We start from the raw sequence: 17,734 nt of genomic DNA, 5'->3' as shown, positions 1-17,734 counted from the left end.
AAAATGGCATTTGAAGGATTAACAGAAAGATTACAAAATGCGATGACGAAACTCCGTCGCAAAGGTAAAATATCTGAAACTGATTTAAAAGAGGTTATGCGTGAAATTCGCTTAGCCTTACTTGAAGCCGATGTTAACTTTACAGTGGTTAAAGAGTTCGTTAAGGTTGTTCGTGAACGTGCAATTGGTGCGGAAGTACTTGAGAGTTTAACGTCATCACAACAAATCGTCAAAATTGTAAATGAAGAATTAACTAAAGTCATGGGTGAAACAGCTGTTCCATTGAACAAGTCATCTAAAATACCAACAATTATTATGATGGTTGGTTTACAAGGGGCTGGTAAAACAACCACAGCTGGTAAACTTGCTTTAACATTAAAAAAAGAAGAAAATGCGAGACCTTTAATGATAGCAGCCGATATTTATCGTCCAGCTGCTATCGACCAATTACAAGTTTTAGGTCGAGATTTGGAAATACCTGTTTTTGAATTGGGTACAAAAGTAAACCCTGTTGAAATTGTTCGACAAGGTTTAGCACAAGCTGCAGAAAATAAAAATGATTACATTATTATTGATACAGCTGGTCGTTTACAAATTGATGAAACGCTAATGGACGAATTAGCTCAAATTAAGGCCTTAGCGAACCCAAATGAAATTCTTTTGACTGTTGATTCAATGACTGGACAAAGTGCGGTAGATGTTGCTAAAGGCTTTAATGAACAATTAGATGTTACTGGTGTCGTCTTAACTAAATTAGATGGTGACACTCGTGGTGGTGCTGCGTTATCAATTCGTTCAGTGACGGGTAAACCAATTAAATTTATCGGACAAGGTGAAAAATTAACTGATTTGGACGTATTCTATCCAGATCGTATGGCATCAAGAATTTTAGGCATGGGTGATATGCTCACGCTGATTGAAAAAGCACAACAAGATTTTGATGAAAATGAATCAGCTAAAATGGCTGAAAAATTTCAAGAAAATACATTTGATTTTAATGATTTTTTAAGTCAAATGGATCAATTACAAAAAATGGGTCCTATGGAAGATATTATGAAGATGATTCCAGGGATGGCTAATAATCCAGCTATGAAGAATGTTAAAATGGATCCCAAGGATATTGACCATATGCGTGCGACAGTATACTCAATGACACCTAAAGAACGCGAAAATCCAGACATCTTGAACCCCAGTCGTCGACGACGTATTGCTGCTGGTGCAGGTCGTCCAATTGTTGAAGTTAACCGAATGATTAAGCAATTTGGCGAAATGAAGAAAATGATGAAGAAAATGAATAGCGGTAATTTTGAAGGTATGGAAGGGATGCTTGGCAAGGGCGTAACAGGTCGCTTAGCTAAGATGTCTATGAATTCTATGGTTCGTAAGAACAAGAAAAACAAGAAAAAACGTATGAAGAAAAATAAAAACTCTAGAAAATAATCATTAAATAACCAATACTGGTATGGCTTAAGGGACATTTTGATAATTTATTTTAACTGTCAAGAAAAAAACCTTTACAAGCTGATAAATAACTGGTATATTAATTATTGTTGAAGTAGATATCAGGAGGTGTATATTAATGTCAGTAAAAATTCGTTTAAAACGTATGGGTTCTAAAAAGAGACCGTTCTACCGTGTCGTTGTAGCTGATTCACGTTCACCACGTGATGGCCGTTTCATCGAAAACGTTGGTACTTACAACCCATTAACAGAACCACAAACAGTAACACTTGAAGAAGAAAGTATTTTAAACTGGTTGAACAATGGTGCACAACCATCAGATACTGTACGTAACATTCTTTCAAATGCAGGCATCATGAAGAAATTCCATGAAGCTAAATTCTCTAAAAAATAAGGACGATTAAATGACTGAAGCAGAAGTGACAAGTTTAATTTTAACAATTGTCAAACCGCTTGTTGAAAATCCTGATGATGTCCAAATAGGACAGAAACAAGATGATCATTATGTCTATTTTGAATTATCTGTGAATTCAGATGATATTGGCCGTATTATTGGGAAGCACGGACAAGTTGCGCAAGCTATTAGAACAATAATCTATGGTGTGCGTTTAACAAGTTCGAAACGAGTGCGTCTAAACATATTAGATTAAAATAGTAACTCTTGAATGAAGCAGCAATGTTTTGTTTGGGAGTTTTTATTTTACAATAAAAAGGAGTAAATATGGATTATTATCAAGTAGGAACAATCGTCAATACTCATGGAATCAAAGGAGAAGTTAGAGTTATGGCTACAACTGACTTCGTTTCTGAGCGTTTTAAAAAGGGAACCGTCTTGTATCTGTTTGATAAGAGCGGAAAACAAGTTATTTCGTTAACGGTTATGACCTATAGACATCATAAAAATTTTGAACTCGTGACGTTTGAAGGATTACAAGATATTAACCTGGTTGAGAAGTATAAAGGATTAGATCTTAAAGTCGCTGATAAAGGTCTTCGGGAATTAGAAGAAGGTAATTACTATTACCATCAAATTATCGGCTTAGATGTCCAAAATGAAAATGAAGAAAAAATTGGCTCTATTTATGAAATTTTAAGCCCAGGAGCTAATGACGTTTGGGTTGTTAAGCGTCAGGGACAGGGTGATTTATTGTTACCAGTTATTAAAGATGTTATAAAAACTGTCGATATTGATAACAATATTGTAACGGTTGAACTTTTAGAAGGATTGGACGACTAAATATGAAAATTGATGTTTTGAGTTTATTTCCAGAAATGTTTGATGGTCCCATGAAACAATCAATTGTTGGTAAGGCAATTGATAAGGACGTTCTTGATTTAAAAATTACTAATTTTAGAGATTTTACAACTGATAAACAAAATCATGTGGACGATTACCCATATGGTGGTGGTGCAGGTATGTTATTACAAGCACAGCCAGTTTTTGACACTTTAGAAGCTGTTCAAAAGGAATCTGACACAAAAGGTAAAGTTATCCTTTTAGATCCAGCAGGACGTAAATTTGACCAAAATGTGGCTGAAGAATTTGCGAAAGAAGAACATCTAACATTTATTTGTGGTCACTATGAAGGCTATGATGAACGTATCCGCGAACTTGTAACTGATGAGGTTTCACTTGGTGATTACATTTTAACGGGTGGGGAACTAGGAGCCATGGTCATGATTGATGCGACTGTTCGATTGTTACCTGAAGTTTTAGGCAATAAAGAATCTGCTCCCGGAGATTCATTTTCAAACGGCTTGTTAGAATATCCGCAATATACACGGCCAGCTGATTTTAGAGGGATGAAAGTTCCTGAAGTTCTAACAAATGGGAATCATAAATTAATCGATGAATGGCGTCAAAAAGAATCATTGAGACGAACATTTGAGAGAAGACCAGATTTGTTGAAAGATATTCAATTATCTAAACAACAAGTTGAATGGTTAGCTGACATAAAATCTGGAAAGTAAAGGAAATAACCTTTACGCCTATAAAGTAATATGATACAATTTTAAAAGTGGTTAAAAGCCACATAAAATTACGATATTCCGCTGGCATAGTGAATGTGAATGAATTTCTGTTGAAAAGGAGATCCAAATTATGAGTCCAATGATCGCAAAACTTACAGAAGCACAATTACGTACAGATATTCCTGAGTTCCGCCCAGGTGATACTGTTCGAGTTCACGCCCGTGTTGTTGAAGGCACACGTGAACGTATCCAACTTTTCGAAGGTGTCGTTTTAAAACGCCGTGGTAAAGGTATTAGTTCAAGTTACACTGTTCGTAAAATTAGTAACGGTGTCGGTGTTGAACGTACTTTCCCATTGCATTCACCTCGTGTTGCTAAAATTGAAGTTATCCGTCATGGTCGTGTTCGTCGTGCTAAATTGTACTACTTACGTGCCCTTAATGGTAAAGCTGCTCGTATTAAAGAAGCTCGCCGTTAGATTGACGTTGAAAAGCCTTGGTAATCAAGGCTTTTTTATTTGTCTAAAAATTTGGTAGACCTATATAATTGAACCTTGCTTCAAAAAGTCGCATTAAAGTCGCTAAAAGGGGCAGAAAAGGGGCAGAAATTATAAGTTTTCGATTTCTAATTAAAGTTTATAATTAATATTTTCAATAACATATAGATATATTTTTATCAATTTTTTAATTCTTTTTGTGCATTACGGAAAAAAGTATTAATTTAAGAGGCTGGCTTTTTTAAGTTTTTAAAGTATTAACTTAGATTAATATTATAGTTAAATTATTTGAAGTAACATTAAAATTATGATAGCGTTAGATTGTTGTTAATGAAAAAGTATTAAAGTAATAGCTATTTTAATGAAGTTTTGTTCAGTATTATTAGTACCTAATCATATTTATGCTCAGGATACATTTATGAGCCGTGATATAACTAAAGCATATAATATAGGAGTCAAAGAGGGTAAAATTAAGCAATAGGATATGAACTATCAAGAGTTTTATGATTTGTGTAGTTCATCTATTTGGCCTGTATATGAAAATCAAGTTAAGCCGGGTGCTAAAACTACTCTTACTGAAATGATTGCATAAGATGACAAAGCAAAGCATGCGAGCAAGAAAGATTTTTTTCAGCAATATACAAAAAGGGTGCTCATGTTGAGGCATATAGAAAAAAGAAACATTATGGATTGCTTGGCAATTTTAGTAGTCCGTTCAAGCCAAATGATATTCATAAAATAACATCATAATAATCTGAGAGAGGGGTTTTAAAATGAAAGTAATTAAAGAAGCAAGCGGATGGATACTTCGGGGACTACTTCTTTTTAGTGGATTATGTTATGGTGGTCTCATTTATCCAAGTATAGTAATACATGGAAAATTAGCGCCATTTTCATATTATTTTGGAGGCACATTATGGGACGATTTGGCAGTGGTCATGGGATTATTAACATTTTTATTGTTAATAATCCTAGCTATAATGCCTAATAGATATTTAAAACGTTTTTGGAAATATTTTTTTATTATTACAGTGAGTATATTAGTACTTTCACTCCCAGGTGGTGCATTTTTGTTATTAACTATAATTCCTTTGTGGGAACTGATTATTATATTGGTAATAGAATGGGGAATTACATTAGGGCTTTTGTTTATAATCAAAAGCGTAGATTAAATTGGGTCTGCGTCAAATAGTGATGGTGAGACAATAAACGTCTAATCTAATTAAGGGAAATCCAAAAGGATTTCCTTTTTTTAGTTATGAATTAATAAAATTCTTTCAAAAAGATGATGTCAGTTTCCGAAACCGTAACTGCTACGTTTAAGTGTTTTAATTTTTCGATTAAGTCCTTCTATAGGACCGTTTTAATAAGTTGAAGATAAAAATATTTTCAATATAATGTGGATTCTTTATGAAAGTGGTTATTACAGTATCCATTTCACTGTTATTTGGTTGATAGTTTTCTAATAACTGAGTTTTTAAAGATTTATATTCTCTATTTTTATGATCAATTATCTGATTTAAAGTATCTATACGAACACAATCTAAGGCTTTACCAGCCAGTTAAACTAAATGAAAACGATCAATAATTATTTAAGCATTTGGGAATAGTTGATGAATGATACTTTGATATTGAGCATTCAGGTCTACAACAACAGAGGTTACAAATTGTCTTTCTTTTAGAATATATGCATTAAAAAAATGTTCCTTAATAACACTGTTAAAACGATTAGGCAGTATCGCTACAAAATTATGTGTTTCAGCATCAATCGCACTTTGACATGAAGCCCAAATAAAGCGTTGGTTCCGTAATCGCAAATGAAATTCATAGCCATTTACGCTAGAAATTCTAGCATTAACTAAACGTGTTCCATTTTTGATCATAGTTAAATAGCCACAATCTGGGTCTCTTGGAGGTATGTATGTTAATGGTGCATCTATGATATTAACTTTTCTTTTACGTGATACTATTCTAACAAAATCATCGGAAACGTTAATTTTCTTAATATTTTCGTCTTCTGTTCCTAATAGTAATAGTGCGGAATTAATTGTGATCATCAGCATCCCTCGCTTTTGATTATGTTTTGCAACTTAATCATAGCAGGGGCCGGTGGCCTCTTTTTTTGTTTTCAGAATAAAAAACTGGTGTTGATGAATTTTATTTTACCAACACCAGAAAGTGTACACCCTCAAAGTTTATAATTAACATTTTGTTGTTGGGTTACTATTGGTTTATAATAAAAAATAGATAAGGGGGTTATTCAATGAATAAACTATGGGTGACGTTTTCGCAAAAATTGTTAAGAGTTGATTTACGTTTTAAAAAAACTTTTGTTTATCAAGCAATTGAAAAAACATTTGCAATTATCTTACCGTTTATTATTATTGGAAGTTTTAGTATGGCGCTTAGTTCTAGCGTTTTATCAGAACAAGGGTTCTTTAATCAAGTATATAATATTTCATCATGGTTACCTTATGAAAAAATCATAACAAATATATTCGAAATTATTAATACAGTTACAATGAGTTTTATCGCAGTAATGACAGCTTTTTTGAGCGCAAAATACATGACTCGGTCCTTTAAAAAAGATGAACAAATTGCAGGATTCACTGGGGCAGTCGGGATGCTTATTTTGAATTATAATTTATCAAGTTTAAACCCTGATAGTGATCAGGGGACATTCTTGATTCAAGAGTTAGGTGTTAAAGGGATTTTTATCTCACTGATTTTGGGGGTCTTTGTAGGATATATCTTTAAATGGTTTTCACCTAAAAATAAGCAAGAAAAAGTAGATCAATATACATTTATTTCTCGTGGTTTAGAGAGTCTGTTGCCGATAGTGATAATATTGGGGATTTTAATTGGACTAGTCATGTTAGTTTCATTGGTTAATCAAATCGGTGTGAATGGTCTCTTATATTCTATGTTTAGATTAACAGAAGTTAAATCAAGGCATTTAATTATAACTATTTTATTTTTATCCTTTTTCAATACTGTTTTATCTGGTATAGGAATTTCTGGTTCTTTAGGAATTGCACAAGGCGGCTTAGATGATACTTCGGTTGTCAGTAACTTAAGTTATGCGTTAAAGCATGGCACGTCTTTTGGTGTACCTTTTCCTATCTCTATACATACAATTTATGACAGTTTTGGTAGCTTTGGTGGAACAGGAATGACCTTATCTTTAATTATAGCAATATTGATAATGTCTAAAAATAAAAATAGTCGTAAAATAGCAAAAATATCAATTATTCCAAGCTTTGTGAATATTAATTTTCCATTGATGTTTGGGTTACCAATTATTTTAAATCCTATTTTAATGGTTCCGTTTATCTTATCACCCATCGTTTCAATGTTGATTGGGTACTTCTGTATTTACTTTAAGTGGATACCTCCAGCAGTTTACAGCTTACCTGAAACGACTCCAGCACCATTAATGGCATTTTTAGGAACTGATGGGTATTGGAGTACATTAGTTGTATCAGGAATTGTGCTTATTATTACAGTTTTAATTTATATGCCGTTTGTAAAATTAAATAATAAGGCAATGAATATTGATGGAGGTAAGCTAAATGAAAAATAAACGGAAAATAGTTAAATACGTGTTTATTTGGATAGCTATCTTAGCTTGTTTTTTAGCTGTTATCGTACCGGCAAATACATGGAACACTAAAAAGGTCAAAACAAGCCGAATTATTCATAATTCAAAGTTAAATCCAGTTATTTTAATACCAGGAAGCAGTGCAAATCAAGATCGATTTGATGAATTGATTGATGTTTTAAATACTTCAACAAATCGAACGCATAGTTTGTTAAAGATAACGGTTCAGAAAACTGGAAAACTTAAAATTACTGGTAAAATAGCTAAACGAGATATGCAACCTTTCATAGTTGTTGGTTTTGAAGATAATTCGAATGGCTATAATAGTATAAAAAAACAAGCTAAATGGTTTGATATAGCGTTTACGTATCTTGCTGATAAATATAAATTTAATCAATTTAATGGTATCGGGCACTCTAACGGAGGTCTTATTTATACGACATTTTTAGAAGAATATTTTGATGATAAAGCGGCCTCAATTAATACGTTAATGACGATAGGTTCACCATATAATGGTGAAGAAACTAATCAGAGTACAAGAACACAGATGTTAGCGGATTTTGTAAAGAATCGAAAAAAAATTCCAACTAACTTAGTGTTGTACTCGATTGCTGGAACAGATAATTACAATAATGATGGAATTGTTCCATATCAAAGTGTTAATGCCGGAAAATATATTTATCAAAATCAAGCGAAATCCTATACAGAAATAACTGTCACAGGAAATGAATCGGAACATTCTGATTTACCACAAAATAAGCAAATTGTTGCTTTAATTGAACAGTATATTATTGCTTCCCAAAATTCTAAAAATAGTGGACCAGATGATAAGAAAATTTAGAGTAGTGCTTGATTATTATTGTGATGAACTATGTATAGTTGCACATTGTAAAAATAGTCTTAATGATCTTAAATATGTACAGTATATCAATTAAACAGACAATGTCGATGGCGAGTGTTGTATTTAATTATTGAAAGTAGTATAAAATATAGGCCTTTGTTAACTATTGCTGATCAATGATATTAAAAAAGTTCTAATCGCTAAGTGATTAGAACTTTTTTGTATGAATTTTAAGAGTATAAAGTGGTTTAGTTCAAAATTTATAAACATTTTGAAAGCTAATGCGCTATATAAAATGTATCTATGACAACAAATAAGTTGGGAAAAAATATTTAACTAGTTTGGGCGGGGTTTCATAATGATATGTCTAAAAAAACTGGCCAATTCCATAATGAATTAACATGGTTATTAAACCAATGATAATATTTCGTATAATGGCAACTTTAATTTTACCATCACCTAATTTGGAGCTAATAAAGGCAGTTAAAGCTACAGCTACTGAAACCGCAATAATTGTACCTATCATTTTCCAATTGTTTGGTAATATAATAATGGCAAGTAGTGGGAAAATACCACCTAAAGCTGCAGAGATTAGTGAGGAAAAAGCGGCATCCCAAGGGTTCATATAGTGTCCTAATTCGAGACCGTATTTAACATTAATAATCGTTTCTAGTGGCTTTTTTTGCATTAATTCTGTAGCAATTTCAAAAGAGGTTTCTTCAGAAACGCCCTTAGCCGTATAAAAATTTTGAACATCATGAATTTGATCAGTACGACTCGTAATCATACGCTGTTTTTCGACGGCAACAGCTGCTTTTTCGGTGTCACTTTGTGAACTGACAGAGGCATATTCGCCAGCTGCCATAGAAAATGCGCAAGCTATTAGATCAGTTAACCCAGCGATGAAAATAATGAAATTATCTGTTGTAGCTGCTGCAACACTGAACAGGACACCTACAACAGTTAAAATACCATCATTAGATCCTAGTATACCTGCACGAAGTGAATTAAGTTTTTCATCCATTGTTTTGTATTTTTTTTGTTTAATTTTGGTTTCAGATGTCATGAAATTAAGTGTCCTTTCCTAATGAGCAAATAAAGTACCAATAAAGTAAGTGACTAGCATTGTTAAAATACCAGAAATAATATTACGAATAACTGATTTTGTCCGATTTGAGTTACCCAAAGTTGCAGCACTAAATCCTGTGATAGCTAGTGCAATAATGACAGAAATAGATGTGGCAATGACCTTAAATTCAGCAGGGAATAAAGTAATTGCAAGTAGGGGCAGCAATGATCCAATCGGAAAAGAAATCATTGATGCAATCGCAGCCGCATAAGGATCCGTATAGACGTTAGGATCAAAGCCATATTTTTCACGTACAATAGTATCTAATGGGTTAGCCGACATCATTTCATCTGTAGCTTTTAATGCTAAGGATGAAGAAATACCTGTTTTAAAATATTTTTGATAAACATAATTATATTCCTTATCATAATTATGTTTTAGATTGTACTTGGAATTGGCAGTAGCAACTTCTTGCGAATCTTTTTGGGTACTTACAGAAACATATTCTCCCATAGCCATTGAGACAGTACCGGCAAGCATACCAGCAATACCTGAAATGAAAATAGAAAAATTATTGTTCGTAGCGCCAGCGACACCAATGACAATCCCAGCAACGGAAAGAATACCATCATTAGCTCCCATAACACTAGCTCTTAAAACATTTATTTTCTGAGATAAAGATAATTTTTTAGACATAACTCTCTCTCCTTTGTTATAATGATTCTAAATATATAATCATTATAAATCAATTCAATAGATAAAGTCCACATATTTTATGAAATATGAGATAATGAACAGAGTGAATTAAGAAAATGGGGGTCGTTAAATTGATCGATAAAAATCTTGACCAGGCTTTAGAAATTTTAAAAGAACGTGGCGTACGTATAACACCACAGCGTAAAATAATTCTTGAATATTTAGTAACGCAACATAACTACCCATCTGTTGAACAAATTTTTAACGGAATTAAAGATGGAAGCGTAGGGTTAGGCATAGCTACCGTTTATAATACGTTACAAATATTAGTTGCTCAAAAATTAGTGATAGAATTGTCTAATGGCGATGATGGTAAAATGCGCTACGATTATTTTGGTATTCCACATTATCATGCTATCTGTCTTAACTGTGGCAAAATAACAGATATATTTACAGAATTAACTTTTCATGAGGCAGAGCAAGAGGCGGAAAATAAAAGTGGTTATATAATTGAAAGTACACATGTCGAGACGTTTGGATATTGTCCAGAATGTCAAATAAAACTGGGTTTAACAGAAAATAAATAATATATATCAGTAGATAAAATAAGCTTTAAAAATATGGTTGGTAGTACCAATTTGTAGATAGTACCCATTTTACATAAAGGTTACAGCTGTACAAAATCAGATGTCACACCTTTAGTATAAATAATTAAAGAGTTATATTATTAAGTTTTTGCGTTATACAAACTAATATTTCCACAAAAAAAGCAGAACTTATAGTTCTGCTTTTTTTGTGGAAATATTTAAGTAAATGACCAAGGCACAAATTTCACACAGTAAGATTAAAATTGTCATTGGAACATAAGAATGATCCCCCATAATCCCAACGAATGGAGAAAGAATACTTCCAACTAGATTCATACCAACACCAAGTATGGCAGAAGCACTTCCTGCGTGTTGCCCTTGTTTCTGCATAGCTAATGAGAAGGCCGTTGTATTTACGATACCAACCATTGAAACAATTAAAAATAAACTGATGAGCACTAGTAATAACGAGTTACTAATAAATAATGAGGTCGTTAATAGTAGACTACCAAGTAAGGCAAGGTAAACACCTAATTTTAGACCAGTCTGTTCAGAAAAAGTATCTGAAATTCGTGAACTTAATTGAGACATTATAACGATACCTAAACCATTAATTGCATAGACTAAACTGAACATATTAGAGGATAGACCAAAAAGATTTTGTAAAACAAATGATGATCCAGAAATATAACAGAACATTGCACCTGAGATAAAGCCTTGAATTAGAGCATAACTCAAGAAAAATTTATCAAAAATTAAACTTTTAAGAATTTTTTTCGTTGAATCACCAGTATTTGATTGCGACTTCTCTGGCACAATCTGGTTAGTTTCTGGTAACGTCACTAATACAAGAAGAAATAAAAGAAAACCAATTACAGTTAAGATAACAAAGATACCGCGCCAAGATGTGAATTTTAGAATAAAACTGCCAAGTATGGGCGAAATAATCGGGAAAATTCCATTAACAGCCATTAAGAGCGAGAAAAAACTGGTTAATTTTTTTCCGGTGTATAGGTCTCTAGCAATTGCTCGAGAGATTACAAGACCAGCAGATCCCGCTAAACCTTGCAATAACCGGATAATAACCAAAATTGTTATATTCTGACTTGTTGCTGCGATGATAGAGGTAACAGCGAACAAGATGAGTCCCAAAAGTAATGGCTTTCTACGGCCAATTTTATCACTGTAGGGTCCAACTATTAATTGGCCAAGCGCCAATCCAAGTAAACAAGTCGTAATCGTCAACTGGGTAAGCGATGCAGTTGTATGTAAGTGTTGTTGAATAACTGGTAATGCTGGTAAATACATGTCCAATGATAATGGACCAAAAGCACTTAATGTTCCTAATAAGAAGGTTAAAAATAATTCATGTTTTTTAGGATTTTTAAAATAAGAAAAAACCAACAAATTCACGTCCTTTTAAATGATTAATAAATATACCATAGAATAAATATTAATAAGTTACAATAGTATTGTTAAAATTTTGGTCTATCAATATAAGTTGCTTAGGTTTATGCGTTAATCGATTTAACAATTCAGGTACTTCTAATGAAGATAAATGTGAATTGATTGGGAGACTATCTTTATTATTTTCCAATAAATCGGTCAGTGAATAGCTATTTTGGGTAGACAAATTAAAATCGCCTAACTTATTTTCTATATTTACCAAGATATATTTCTCAGGATGCCTTTTAATTCCTACAGAAGTAGCATCATTTAATGAAATCACTTCTGAATCAGGATAAAAATACGTCAATAATTGGGAGGTTGGCTTATCTAGTACGATTATTTTTTCTAACTTGTTAGCTACTGTCGCTAACTTATGAATTAAATAAAGATTTTCGTTGGCAACGTTAATAGCAGTTAATTCTTCGACTTTTAAAAGTTTAATGAGATGATCTAGAATCGTAATTTCAGTGTAGTAATTAGTATCTGTTGTGTCGACAGTATTTAAAATTAGAACATCTAAAGGTAGTCGGTTTAAGTCGTGAATCCATTTCTTCGTTCTCTTTTTATGAGGTCCAGCTAAGCGAGTATCACCAGCTAAGAAGGAGTACTTCTGCTTTTCATCTTCTACTAAAAAAGCTAATGAACCCGTGTGTACTGAATCTGATAAAAAACCAATCACTGTAAAATCTCCAATAGTTAGTGCGGTGTTAATCGGAATAATTTTGTAATTTAAGTGTGTTTCACTAATTTTACCTAGTAAGACAAATTGTTGTTTTAATTCAAATGCCTCTTTGGATAAATAGATAGGTAATTTTTGCATCATAGAAGATTCAAGAATTTTTTCATGGATATCTATTGAGAAGTATGAAAGAAAAAGAGCGTCTGCTTGTTCATTTAGTTGTGAATTAACGTTAAATTGAAAGATTGAATGTGAACTTTTAAATTGTGAACTACTATCAAATAAGTTGTTTACTATACTAATTTTGGTCATTATATTCCTCTCTTTCTAATTAGAACTATCATACCATGATGAACCTGAGTCGTCATGCTTGTCTAAAATAATCAGTGGTGTACAATGTAATTATTAAATAAGAAAGCTGGTAATTTCATGTATTTAAAAATAAGTGAAGACGCAAAAAGCAAGATTATGAAACTTATGGGTAATGATTCAGAAATCTTGCTTGATTTTGACGATGGTGTTGGTGCTTTATCAAATGAAGGAACATGTACGTTAGATTCAAGCTTTAGAATGTTAGTAATTGATGACCAGAACGATAGCAAGGCATATGATGGAACAATTGATTCAGATTTAGGTCCCATTAGAGTAAAAGGGTACAGCAAAACTTATATGGATGAGAACATGCAACTTGTCGTTAATGAACGATTCAACAGTTTAGCATTACATGGAGATAATTCAGGACTATTAACAGGTAATGTTAGCTTAGAAAGTCTTGTTAAAAACTAATAAAAAATCGTAAACAATAAAAATTGTTTACGATTTTTTTTAGTTTATTTTTTAATTTTTCTCTCATAACGTGTGTAGTAAAGGAAAGCAACTAGTCCAGAAAGGACAGGACCAGATATCATCCAGAGAGCATTACTTAATGTATCGCTGATAACAGTGAAAATAATTCCAAAGGCTAAAACTAACCAGACGACAATAGTAATAATATTTGTAAGTGTTCTATTCTTATAAACTTCAAAAGGTCGATTTAAGTCTTGACGTTTTTTAAAGAATGGAAATGCACCAATTAAAAATAGATAAGGTACAGAAGTTGAGATATTTCCCATTAACGTTAATTTTGAATAGAATAATGTTGAATTTGAACCTCCAAATGAAACAGCCATGATAATGACAATAACGACGGCAGCTTGAATCCACATTGCAAATTCAGGCATACTATGCTTATTTAATTTCGTCATTTTTGCTGGCCAGATATCCTTAGGTGTTCCAAGAATAAATGATTTGAGTGGTGAGTAAATCAAGACGAAGAATGCACCTGTATAAGCCATGAACATACTTAAACCAGTAATTCTAGCAAGTGTATGACCAAAAATTGTCGAAGCACTTGCGCTCATACCAAAGCTTTGACCTGCAAAATTACCTAAGTTTTCCATCAATATGTAAGAGATGTTACCTAAGTTGGCATTTTGACCACCAAGTTTACTCCAGTTTGTACTAACACCCCAGAAGAAGATTGAGATTGAGTAAGCAAAAAGAATTAATAAAGTGGAAATGATTAAACCCTTTGGAAAATTTTTCTTAGGATTTCTAATACTATCTGTAACACCACTAACTGATTCCATACCACCGTATGCAAAGATGGCAAAAACAATAAATGAAATTAGGGCGATAGGTGATTGATAGCTAGGATTTCTAGAAGTTATAATACTTGTCATACCATGCCATGGTTCTTGGAGTGCACCATGATTAACAATTAAAATAACAATACTTAATAGTAAAAAGATAGCATTTAAACCTAAAATAGCAATACCACCAACTGAAGAAATCTTGGCAATACTACTGATACCTCGACTAGCGACAAAGGTAACTAGCACAATCCAAAGAATTGCAAGAATACCGATAGTTTGTGTTGAAGATAGGCCAAAGATAGCCCAAGATTGTGTTTGATCACTTCCAGAAAAAATTGTTGAAAGTGGAATCCAAACTTTAGATGCAATTGATACCATCCAGACAATCCATGCAAAAAGCCAAATAAATGTTCCTGTGAAAGCAAGTTTGGGGCCAATTGATTCAGCTAACCAAGAATAAATGCCACCTTTTGATTCATTTAAAGCTGAACCATATTCTGCAAACATCAAAGCAGTTGGTAAGAAAAAGAAGAATGCTGCTAAAACGTACCAGATAATACTAGCGTAACCCATTTGAATAAAGGCGACGGGAGTATTTGCAAATCCAAAAATAGTTGTAAAAATCATTAAAATGAAACTTGTTAGGGAAATTTTCTTTTGTTTGTCCATAAGACTTTTGTAATTCCTTTCGGTTTCTTATATTTATAAGTTTTGGTCAGTTTTAAAATTTAATGGTGATAGGTCAGTTGATAATGTAATTAGCTGACTAATTAAGGCCTTAACCTTGATTTCAGCAGCTTCAGTAATTTTTAGATTTTCTTCAGTTAAAAAATCTGTTAGGTCTGTACCACTTTTAGAAATTGCCTCTGTTTGAATCCGTTTTACGGAGGCATTGAATTGGATAATTAAATCTTTTTGGAGATCTTTCAGTAATGAGCTAAATTCTAAGTAATGTGAATCAACCAAAATACCTAATTGTTTATATAACCAGTAAGCAGATTTGTCATCATATACATCGGTACCAATTTTATAATTCTCCGGTGTATCCGTAATACCAGCAAAGAAAGGTACATAAGCACTTTGAGCCGTAACACCCATTGATAGCCAATGGATACCACCAATTTCAAAAGGTAAATCAGGTCTAATTTGTAAAATATGAGACTCTTGTGTTTTTGCTAAACTAATGGGTCTGAATTTATGTTTATCACTGATTGAACCAGTTCCAATCGGATCATATTGAGTTCCTTGGAAATGTGAGCCAAGAATTTGTTCTAAATCTTCACGTTGAATTAAATGATCAGCCTGACGAATGAACGGTAAATTCATACTCATAGGATCTTGTGAAGCAACTGATGGTGTTAAAAGTAATTGGCCATACCAAACTCTTGGTGTGCTGTAAATGGCATCAGATTGATCATGAGTTCCAAAGATATCTCTAAAATTAAATGAATCTTTTTGGTTATTTAAATGATTATCAGAAACAAATTTCTGAATACCAGAACTAAACATAAAATTAGCGGAATCAGTAAAGTTAATTTCTTGAATAGCTAGTTGGTTGGCAACAACTGCATAAGAATCATCCGGAATACGTTGCGCAACCCAATGGTGACCGGTTGCAATTTCCATATACCAAACATCTTTTTGATCAGAGAACAAGACACCATTTGTTTCACTTGAACCGTATTTTTCTACTAATGATCCAAGGTAACTAACACCTTCTTTTGCGGAGTGAATATAGGGAAGAGTAATTGTTACAATTGCTTCCTCACCAATTCCGTTTTCAGTTAGTAAGGGATCGTAACTGAGAACCCGGCTATTAGCGTATGCACTTTCAGTAGCGCTCATAGCCACACCATATTCATTAAAGCCATCTTCTTCAAAAACACCAAATTTTGGTGTCCATTCAGGAGTAGCTGAATATTTACCACGAATTTTTGGTAATGGCATTTTAAAGTGATTATCTGGTGATTCAAATAAAGGTGATTGTTCAAATTCTGTATGAGCATGAATAACAAAATGTTTTGGCCATGCTGTTTTTGCATCTTCATTACGGCCAATAAAAGTCGACCCATCTGCAGTTGCTTTAGAACCAGCTAAAACACTTGTACATGCTGAAAAATTAAAAGGGTCTGTCGTCATGGATATTTCTCCTCCCAGTAAATAAATTTAGATATTACCATTTTATCATTTAATTGCTATTTTTAAACGCCATTTGTAAATAAATATTCGTATTTAACCGGTTACGCTGTATAAGGTTAGTTTAATAGAAATTTAAAATGAGAGATTACTCATTTTATTAATATTATTGTTTAATAAAAGGTAAAATGAAAAGAGTCACATATAATAGGAGGGAGATTTATGAAGTTATCAATTTCTGATAAAAATAAACGACTAGTTATAATTGTATTTTCGGGATTATTAATTGCATTATCCCTTAATTTCTTTCTGATTCCAGGAAATATTTTTGGAGCTGGTGCCAATGGTATTGCCCAATTACTTTCTGCTATTTTTTATGATCTATTTCATATTAAAATTGGTACTGGATATCTAATTATGTTAATAAATATTCCAATTGGTATATTAGGCTGGTATAAAGTAGGACGTTCATTTACATATTATAGTGTACTGACCGTCGCTTCTTCATCTCTCTTTACGGTAATTTTACCCGTTCATCAATTATCAACTAATCCATTAATGGCAGCATTATTTGGTGGTGTAATAAGTGGTATTGGGGTTGGATTAGCATTAAAATTTGGTTTTTCAACTGGTGGGATGGATATCATCGCACTTGTTCTAGCTAAAACGACAGGTAAAACAGTCGGTTCATTAATGTTATCAACAAATATGATTATTATTTTAACGGCTGGATTTTATTTCAGTTGGGAAAGTGCTTTGTATACAATTATTTCTAATTATGCTATGTCTAGAGTTGTCGACGACATCCATACATCGCATCAAAAGTTAACAGCATTTATTGTTACAAAAGAAGCAGATTTAGTTGTTGGAGCGCTCCAAAAATCATTAATTCGTGGAATTACAGTTATTGACTCAAAGGGCGCTTTCTCAAATGAAGAAAGTAAAGTTTTGATGTTAGTTATTACACGTTATGAATTATATAATTTAAAAATGACAATTAGTGATGTTGATCCAAATGCATTTATGAACTTAGTTAATACCGCTGATATTGAAGGCAATTTCCTAAACTCAGACCAACAAGAATTATTAAGAAAAGGGCAATCAACTAAATAAA

General features: G+C 32.7%; 19 protein-coding genes. 12 read left to right on the top strand and 7 right to left on the bottom strand.

Features of this window, described 5'->3' with window-relative positions; translation table 11 throughout:
* Positions 1-3: 3 nt before the first annotated feature.
* The 7 genes from ffh (at position 4) to AC1RP4_RS02750 (ending at position 5,100) form a co-directional block, all read left to right on the top strand.
* Positions 4-1,440 carry a signal recognition particle protein gene (gene ffh / locus AC1RP4_RS02780; protein WP_481761267.1) on the top strand — a complete coding sequence of 479 codons (1,437 nt, stop codon included), beginning with the start codon at positions 4-6 and terminating at the stop codon, positions 1,438-1,440.
* Between the two features lie 139 nt (positions 1,441-1,579).
* On the top strand, positions 1,580-1,855 hold the full coding sequence (gene rpsP, locus AC1RP4_RS02775) for a 30S ribosomal protein S16 (protein ID WP_409022599.1): 276 nt from the start codon (positions 1,580-1,582) through the stop codon (positions 1,853-1,855).
* Between the two features lie 10 nt (positions 1,856-1,865).
* Positions 1,866-2,111, top strand: a complete 246-nt coding sequence (locus AC1RP4_RS02770; protein ID WP_409022598.1) for a KH domain-containing protein — start codon at positions 1,866-1,868, stop codon at positions 2,109-2,111.
* Positions 2,112-2,182: 71 nt separating this feature from the next.
* Positions 2,183-2,698 (top strand): ribosome maturation factor RimM, encoded by a 516-nt coding sequence (rimM, locus tag AC1RP4_RS02765; protein WP_481761268.1) that lies wholly within the window; start codon positions 2,183-2,185, stop codon positions 2,696-2,698.
* 2 nt (positions 2,699-2,700) lie between these two features.
* Positions 2,701-3,432 carry a tRNA (guanosine(37)-N1)-methyltransferase TrmD gene (trmD, locus tag AC1RP4_RS02760; RefSeq protein ID WP_481761269.1) on the top strand — a complete coding sequence of 244 codons (732 nt, stop codon included), beginning with the start codon at positions 2,701-2,703 and terminating at the stop codon, positions 3,430-3,432.
* A gap of 130 nt (positions 3,433-3,562) precedes the next feature.
* Complete coding sequence (rplS, locus tag AC1RP4_RS02755) at positions 3,563-3,910, top strand: 50S ribosomal protein L19 (protein ID WP_057973468.1); 348 nt, start codon at positions 3,563-3,565, stop codon at positions 3,908-3,910.
* 791 nt (positions 3,911-4,701) lie between these two features.
* The gene (locus tag AC1RP4_RS02750) at positions 4,702-5,100 is read left to right on the top strand and encodes a hypothetical protein (protein WP_481761270.1); all 399 of its coding nucleotides are present in this window, start codon (positions 4,702-4,704) and stop codon (positions 5,098-5,100) included.
* A 420-nt stretch (positions 5,101-5,520) separates the two neighbouring features.
* Here AC1RP4_RS02750 and AC1RP4_RS02745 read toward each other — a convergent pair whose 3' ends face one another.
* Complete coding sequence (locus AC1RP4_RS02745) at positions 5,521-5,985, bottom strand: transposase (protein ID WP_481761271.1); 465 nt, start codon at positions 5,983-5,985, stop codon at positions 5,521-5,523.
* Between the two features lie 206 nt (positions 5,986-6,191).
* On the opposite strand from AC1RP4_RS02745, the gene AC1RP4_RS02740 reads away from it, so the two are divergent.
* Both AC1RP4_RS02740 and AC1RP4_RS02735 read left to right on the top strand, forming a co-directional pair.
* Positions 6,192-7,511, top strand: coding sequence for a PTS transporter subunit EIIC (locus AC1RP4_RS02740; protein WP_481761272.1), 1,320 nt, complete (start codon positions 6,192-6,194; stop codon positions 7,509-7,511).
* On the top strand, positions 7,501-8,370 hold the full coding sequence (locus tag AC1RP4_RS02735; RefSeq protein ID WP_481761273.1) for an alpha/beta hydrolase: 870 nt from the start codon (positions 7,501-7,503) through the stop codon (positions 8,368-8,370). The genes AC1RP4_RS02740 and AC1RP4_RS02735 overlap by 11 nt, the downstream gene beginning before the upstream one ends.
* 367 nt (positions 8,371-8,737) lie before the next feature.
* Here AC1RP4_RS02735 and AC1RP4_RS02730 read toward each other — a convergent pair whose 3' ends face one another.
* Together AC1RP4_RS02730 and AC1RP4_RS02725 are read right to left on the bottom strand one after the other, a co-directional pair.
* Positions 8,738-9,436, bottom strand: coding sequence for a VIT1/CCC1 transporter family protein (locus tag AC1RP4_RS02730; RefSeq protein ID WP_481761274.1), 699 nt, complete (start codon positions 9,434-9,436; stop codon positions 8,738-8,740).
* Positions 9,437-9,454: 18 nt separating this feature from the next.
* Positions 9,455-10,135 (bottom strand): VIT1/CCC1 transporter family protein, encoded by a 681-nt coding sequence (locus AC1RP4_RS02725; protein WP_481761275.1) that lies wholly within the window; start codon positions 10,133-10,135, stop codon positions 9,455-9,457.
* Positions 10,136-10,266: 131 nt separating this feature from the next.
* Between AC1RP4_RS02725 and AC1RP4_RS02720 the strand changes: the two genes are divergently transcribed.
* Positions 10,267-10,722 carry a Fur family transcriptional regulator gene (locus AC1RP4_RS02720; protein ID WP_481761276.1) on the top strand — a complete coding sequence of 152 codons (456 nt, stop codon included), beginning with the start codon at positions 10,267-10,269 and terminating at the stop codon, positions 10,720-10,722.
* Between the two features lie 189 nt (positions 10,723-10,911).
* On the opposite strand, the gene AC1RP4_RS02715 is transcribed toward AC1RP4_RS02720, so the two are convergent.
* Both AC1RP4_RS02715 and AC1RP4_RS02710 read right to left on the bottom strand, forming a co-directional pair.
* Positions 10,912-12,126 carry a multidrug effflux MFS transporter gene (locus AC1RP4_RS02715; protein ID WP_481761277.1) on the bottom strand — a complete coding sequence of 405 codons (1,215 nt, stop codon included), beginning with the start codon at positions 12,124-12,126 and terminating at the stop codon, positions 10,912-10,914.
* A 49-nt stretch (positions 12,127-12,175) separates the two neighbouring features.
* Positions 12,176-13,162, bottom strand: a complete 987-nt coding sequence (locus AC1RP4_RS02710; RefSeq protein WP_481761278.1) for an MBL fold metallo-hydrolase — start codon at positions 13,160-13,162, stop codon at positions 12,176-12,178.
* Between the two features lie 117 nt (positions 13,163-13,279).
* On the opposite strand from AC1RP4_RS02710, the gene AC1RP4_RS02705 reads away from it, so the two are divergent.
* On the top strand, positions 13,280-13,636 hold the full coding sequence (locus tag AC1RP4_RS02705; protein ID WP_481761279.1) for an iron-sulfur cluster biosynthesis family protein: 357 nt from the start codon (positions 13,280-13,282) through the stop codon (positions 13,634-13,636).
* Positions 13,637-13,680: 44 nt separating this feature from the next.
* Here the strand turns inward: AC1RP4_RS02705 and yjeM are convergent, their stop codons facing one another.
* Positions 13,681-15,153 carry a glutamate/gamma-aminobutyrate family transporter YjeM gene (gene yjeM / locus AC1RP4_RS02700; protein WP_481761280.1) on the bottom strand — a complete coding sequence of 491 codons (1,473 nt, stop codon included), beginning with the start codon at positions 15,151-15,153 and terminating at the stop codon, positions 13,681-13,683.
* Positions 15,154-15,186: 33 nt separating this feature from the next.
* Positions 15,187-16,623 (bottom strand): C69 family dipeptidase, encoded by a 1,437-nt coding sequence (locus AC1RP4_RS02695; protein ID WP_481761281.1) that lies wholly within the window; start codon positions 16,621-16,623, stop codon positions 15,187-15,189.
* Positions 16,624-16,842: 219 nt separating this feature from the next.
* On the opposite strand from AC1RP4_RS02695, the gene AC1RP4_RS02690 reads away from it, so the two are divergent.
* Positions 16,843-17,733, top strand: a complete 891-nt coding sequence (locus AC1RP4_RS02690) for a YitT family protein (protein WP_409022584.1) — start codon at positions 16,843-16,845, stop codon at positions 17,731-17,733.
* Position 17,734 lies beyond the last annotated feature (1 nt).

Source organism: Dellaglioa sp. CoH-56-MRSF-10, assembly GCF_056782175.1.
The sequence above is the reverse complement of the archived record's forward strand: the minus strand, read 5'-3'. Positions and strand labels throughout refer to the sequence as shown.

Coding starts and splice junctions, on each gene's coding strand:
- trmD (WP_481761269.1), top strand. CDS start 2,701: ATGAAAATTGATGTTTTGAGTTTATTTCCAGAAATGTTTGATGGTCCC.
- AC1RP4_RS02745 (WP_481761271.1), bottom strand. CDS start 5,985: ATGATCACAATTAATTCCGCACTATTACTATTAGGAACAGAAGACGAA.
- yjeM (WP_481761280.1), bottom strand. CDS start 15,153: ATGGACAAACAAAAGAAAATTTCCCTAACAAGTTTCATTTTAATGATT.
- rplS (WP_057973468.1), top strand. CDS start 3,563: ATGAGTCCAATGATCGCAAAACTTACAGAAGCACAATTACGTACAGAT.
- AC1RP4_RS02740 (WP_481761272.1), top strand. CDS start 6,192: ATGAATAAACTATGGGTGACGTTTTCGCAAAAATTGTTAAGAGTTGAT.
- ffh (WP_481761267.1), top strand. CDS start 4: ATGGCATTTGAAGGATTAACAGAAAGATTACAAAATGCGATGACGAAA.
- rpsP (WP_409022599.1), top strand. CDS start 1,580: ATGTCAGTAAAAATTCGTTTAAAACGTATGGGTTCTAAAAAGAGACCG.
- AC1RP4_RS02735 (WP_481761273.1), top strand. CDS start 7,501: ATGAAAAATAAACGGAAAATAGTTAAATACGTGTTTATTTGGATAGCT.
- AC1RP4_RS02705 (WP_481761279.1), top strand. CDS start 13,280: ATGTATTTAAAAATAAGTGAAGACGCAAAAAGCAAGATTATGAAACTT.
- rimM (WP_481761268.1), top strand. CDS start 2,183: ATGGATTATTATCAAGTAGGAACAATCGTCAATACTCATGGAATCAAA.
- AC1RP4_RS02730 (WP_481761274.1), bottom strand. CDS start 9,436: ATGACATCTGAAACCAAAATTAAACAAAAAAAATACAAAACAATGGAT.
- AC1RP4_RS02695 (WP_481761281.1), bottom strand. CDS start 16,623: ATGACGACAGACCCTTTTAATTTTTCAGCATGTACAAGTGTTTTAGCT.
- AC1RP4_RS02690 (WP_409022584.1), top strand. CDS start 16,843: ATGAAGTTATCAATTTCTGATAAAAATAAACGACTAGTTATAATTGTA.
- AC1RP4_RS02725 (WP_481761275.1), bottom strand. CDS start 10,135: ATGTCTAAAAAATTATCTTTATCTCAGAAAATAAATGTTTTAAGAGCT.
- AC1RP4_RS02710 (WP_481761278.1), bottom strand. CDS start 13,162: ATGACCAAAATTAGTATAGTAAACAACTTATTTGATAGTAGTTCACAA.
- AC1RP4_RS02750 (WP_481761270.1), top strand. CDS start 4,702: ATGAAAGTAATTAAAGAAGCAAGCGGATGGATACTTCGGGGACTACTT.
- AC1RP4_RS02770 (WP_409022598.1), top strand. CDS start 1,866: ATGACTGAAGCAGAAGTGACAAGTTTAATTTTAACAATTGTCAAACCG.